This is a genomic window from Pseudomonas citronellolis (assembly GCF_029335315.1).
GTDB classification, from domain to species: domain Bacteria; phylum Pseudomonadota; class Gammaproteobacteria; order Pseudomonadales; family Pseudomonadaceae; genus Pseudomonas; species Pseudomonas citronellolis_A.
Window position 1 is genome coordinate 1 of record NZ_JARJLT010000163.1, and the last position, 4235, is coordinate 4235.

Genomic DNA, 4235 nt, shown 5'->3' on the forward strand with positions numbered 1-4235 from the left:
CGCGCATACCCGCCCGCGACAGCGTCGCTCCATTCGCGACATGCCCGGCAATCGCCGATTGACACGAATCCTTCATGGTGAAGAATGGAATTAATTCCAATACACACATATCGATTATCGATACAATATGAAGACAGATCAAACCTCCTACAGCAACTACTGGCAGTTCGAAGCCGGCACTCCGCCGCCGATGCTCGCCGGGCTGCCCGCCAAGGCGCGCTGTCTGGTGATCGGCGCCGGCTACACCGGGCTGTCCAGCGCCCTGCACCTGGCAGCGCGGCAATCGGGCGTGGTGGTGATCGACGCCCTGCGCCTGGGCCAGGGCGCTTCCGGGCGCAACGGCGGCCAGGTGATTCCGGGGCTCAAGCTGGGCCCGCAGGAGCTGCGCGAGCGCTTCGGTGAGCGCCGCGCCGCGCCGCTGATCCGTGCGGTATACGGCGCCGCCGACGAGGTGTTCGGGCTGATCCGCGAGCACGGCATCGACTGCGGCGCCCGCCAGCAGGGCTGGTTGCTCGCCCTGCACAACGGCGCGGCGCTGGAGCAGCAGCGGGCGCGCGCCGTCGAACGCCAGGAGGTCGGCGCGCCGGTGCAACTGCTGGGCGCCGAAGAGGCGCGGCGGCGCGTGGGCAGCTCGGCCTATCTGGGCGCCATGCTCGATCCGCGTGGCGGCATGCTGCAGCCGCTGCGCTACCTGCACGGCCTGGCCGACGCCGCGCGTCGCCGCGGCGTGAGCATCCACGAGGAAGTCCGCGCCCTGTCGCTGGAGCATGCCGGCGGGCGCTGGACGGTGCGCACCAGCGCCGGCGAGATCCAGGCCGAGCAGGTGCTGATCGCCACCAACGCCTATTCCGGCAACCTCTACCCCGGCCTGGCGCAGACCCACGTGCCGCTGTGGAGCCTGCAGGCCGCCACCGAGCCGCTGCCGGCCGAACTGCTGGAACGCATCCTGCCCGGCGACCTGCCGGTGTCCGACAGCTACCGCGTGCTGCGCTACTTCCGCCGCAGCGCCGACGGCCGCCTGCTGCTGGGCACCCGTGGCGCCTTCACCGACCGCGTCGGCCTCAGCGACGCGCAGCGGGTGGCCAAGGAAATGCTGAGCATCTTCCCGGCGCTCGCCGGCACCGCGCTGAGCCATTGCTGGAGCGGGCGCATCGCCGTGCCGGCCAGCCGCATCCCGCTGCTGCACCGGCCGCAGCCGGGGCTCACGGTCGCGCTGGGCTACTACGGCCGTGGCGTGGCCATGGCGACGCTGATGGGGCGGGTGGTCGCCGAACTGATCGACGGCCTGCCGGAGCAGGAGAGCGTGTACCCGGTGACGCCCTACCGGCCGCTGCCCGGCGCCCTCTTCCACCGCACCGTGGCGCGGGTCACCGCCAATGCGCTGCGCCTGCGCGACGTCATCGAACGGCGGATGCAGGAGCCCACGCCATGAACGCCTCGCTGCAACCGCAACCCCAGGCCGCGCCAGCCGAGGCCAAGCCGCCGCGCAACCGGCGACGGCTGTTCGACGCGCTGATCAACCTGCCCGGCACCCTGGTCACCTGCACCCTGGTGCTGTTCGCCCTGGGCCTGGTGCTGTTCCTCAGCCTGCGGGTCAACGACGGCCAGCTGCTGGGCAGCGCCTTCACCCTGAGCAACCTGAGCGACGCCCTGATCGACCCGCTGACCCGCCTGGTGCTGCTGCGCTCGCTGCTGCTGGCCGGGCTGGTGACCCTGGTCACGGTGGTGCTGGCCTACCCGGTGGCCTACTACCTTGCGTTCCACGCCGGCCCCCGGCGCAACCTGCTGCTGTTCCTGGTCAGCCTGCCGTTCTGGACCAGCTACCTGCTACGGGTGTTCTCCTGGAAGATCGTGCTGGCCTACAACGGCGTGCTGAACTCGGCGCTGCTGGAGCTGGGGCTGATCCAGCAACCACTGACCGCGCTGCTCAACACCCCCAGCGCGGTGGTGGTGACCCTGGCCCACGCCTACGCGGCCTTCGCCGTGCTGCCGATCTACGTCAGCTTGAGCAGCGTGCCGCGCAACCTGTTCGAGGCCGCCGCCGACCTCGGCGCGCGGCCGAGCCAGCGCTTCGCCCGGGTGATCCTGCCGCTGTCGATGCCCGGAGTGCTCTCCGCCGCGCTGGTGGTGTTCGTGCCGACCGTGGGCGACTACGTCACCCCGGCGCTGGTCGGCGGCCCCAGCAGCACCCTGATCGGCAGCCTGATCCAGGCGCAGTTCGGCAAGGCCAACGACTGGCCGGCCGGCTCCGCCCTGGCGGTGGTGAGCATGCTCGCCATCGGCCTGGTGATCCTCCTCGTCCGCCTGTGCAACCAACGCTGGGGAAGCCGCACATGAGCGCCCACGCCACCAAGAACAGCCGCTGGCTGAGCCTGTACGTACTGGCCTACCTGGTCTTCCTGTACCTGCCGATGCTGCTCATCCCGCTGTTCTCGTTCAACGACTCGACCCTCGCCGCCTTCCCGCTGCGCGGCTTCACCCTGGCCTGGTACCACAGCCTGTTCGGCAACCCGAGCCTGACCCAGGCGACGCTCAACAGCCTGCTGGTGGCCACCTGCTCGGCCGCCCTGGCGACGGTGTGCGGCGCGCTGATCGCCTACGCCGACCAGCGCCGCGGCGGCGGTTGGGCGCGCAGCGTGTCGCTGCTGGCGCGGCTGCCGATCCTGGTGCCCGGCGTGGTGCTCGGCATCGCCCTGCTGATCGCGGTGAACCTGGCCGGCCTGCAGCCGTCACTGGGGGCGATCATCGTCGGCCACACCTGCTTCTGCCTGCCCACCGCCGTGGTGGTCATGCGCAGCCGCTTCGCCGCCTTCCCGCGCAGCTTCGAGGAAGCCGCCATGGACCTGGGCGCCGACGAGTGGACCACCCTGCGCCGCATCGCCCTGCCGCTGGCCCTGCCCGGCCTGCTGTCGAGCTTCATGCTGGCGTTCATCACCTCGTTCGACGAATTCATCGTCGCCTTCTTCCTGGTCGGCAACGAGCCGACCCTGCCGATCTACATCTGGACCCAGCTGCGCTTCCCGCGCCAGCTGCCCAGCGTGATGGCCCTGGGCAGCCTGATCCTGCTCACGTCCATCGTCATCGCCACGCTCGCCGAAGCCCTGCGGCGCGCCAGCAACCGAGCCTTGCGTAGTCCCCGTTGAGAATGCCAACCCACTGGAGGTGCACCATCATGAAGACCGCTGCGAAACCCCTACGGCTGCTGGCCACCGGCCTGTCGGCGTTCAGCCTGTCGCTGGCCCTGGCCGGCGCCGGCCACGCCGCTGACGACGGCAAGCTGAGCTACCTGACCTGGTCCGGCTACGAGCTGCCCGAGTTCCACCCCGGCTATCCGGCCGACAAGGTCGACATCTCGGTGTTCGGCGACGACGACGACGCCCTGTCCAAGGTGCGCGCCGGCTTCCACCCGGACATCGCCCACCCCTGCTACGACAAGATCGAGCGCTGGAAGCAGGCCGGCCTGCTGCAACCGCTGGACGCCTCGCGGCTGAAGAACTGGGACAGCATCTTCCCGGTGATCAAGAAGCTGCCCGGCGTGGTCGACGCCGACGGCAAGGTGTGGATGGTGCCGTGGGACTGGGGCAACACCTCGATCCTCTACCGCACCGACCTGGTGAAGAACCCCGAGAACAGCTGGAAGATGCTCTGGAACCCGGAATACTCCGGGCGCATGGCGACCATCGACGCGGTGCACGACACCCCGCTGGTGGCGGCGCTGCTGTCCGGCGTCGACCCCTTCAACAAACTCGACGCGGCGCAGCTGGAGAAGGTCGGCAAGACCCTGCGCGAGCAGCGCCCGCTGGTGCGCAGCTACACCACCGACATGACCTCCGTGGAGCAATCCCTGGCCAGCGGCGAGCTGGTCGCGGCCATGACCTGGAACGCCTCGGCCACCGCGCTGAAGCGCCAGGGCGTGCCGGTGGAGTTCATGAAGCCCAAGGAAGGCATGCTCACCTGGGTCTGCGGCATGGTGCTGCTCAAAGACGCCAGGCACGTCGACCAGGCCTACGACTTCATCAACGCCCGGCTCAAGCCCGAATCCGGCGCCAAGCTGATCGAGGAATACGGCTACGGCAGCGCCAGCAGCGCCGCTTTCGCCCAGGTGCCGAAAGCCAAGCTCGACGAGCTGTCGCTGCCCAGCGACCCCGAGGTGGTGCTCAAGTCCACCATCATGACCCGGCCGATCCCCAGCAACGACGAGCTGTCCAAGCTCTTCGAGCGGGTCAAGGCGGGCG

4 protein-coding genes are annotated in these 4235 nt (G+C 69.6%); all 4 read left to right on the forward strand.

Going from position 1 to position 4235, the window contains the following annotated elements; genetic code table 11:
* Window positions 1–127 precede the first annotated feature (127 nt).
* The gene (locus P3W75_RS13210; protein WP_276227802.1) at window positions 128–1432 is read left to right on the forward strand and encodes an NAD(P)/FAD-dependent oxidoreductase; all 1305 of its coding nucleotides are present in this window, start codon (window positions 128–130) and stop codon (window positions 1430–1432) included.
* Entirely contained in the window at window positions 1429–2337 is a 909-nt protein-coding gene (locus tag P3W75_RS13215; RefSeq protein WP_276227803.1) for an ABC transporter permease, read from the forward strand. The genes P3W75_RS13210 and P3W75_RS13215 overlap by 4 nt, the downstream gene beginning before the upstream one ends.
* A complete protein-coding gene (locus P3W75_RS13220; RefSeq protein ID WP_276227804.1) occupies window positions 2334–3143 on the forward strand; it encodes an ABC transporter permease in 810 nt (269 codons plus the stop codon). The genes P3W75_RS13215 and P3W75_RS13220 overlap by 4 nt, the downstream gene beginning before the upstream one ends.
* A 29-nt stretch (window positions 3144–3172) precedes the next feature.
* The coding region (locus P3W75_RS13225) for an ABC transporter substrate-binding protein (RefSeq protein ID WP_276227805.1) at window positions 3173–4235 on the forward strand (1063 nt) is incomplete at its 3' end.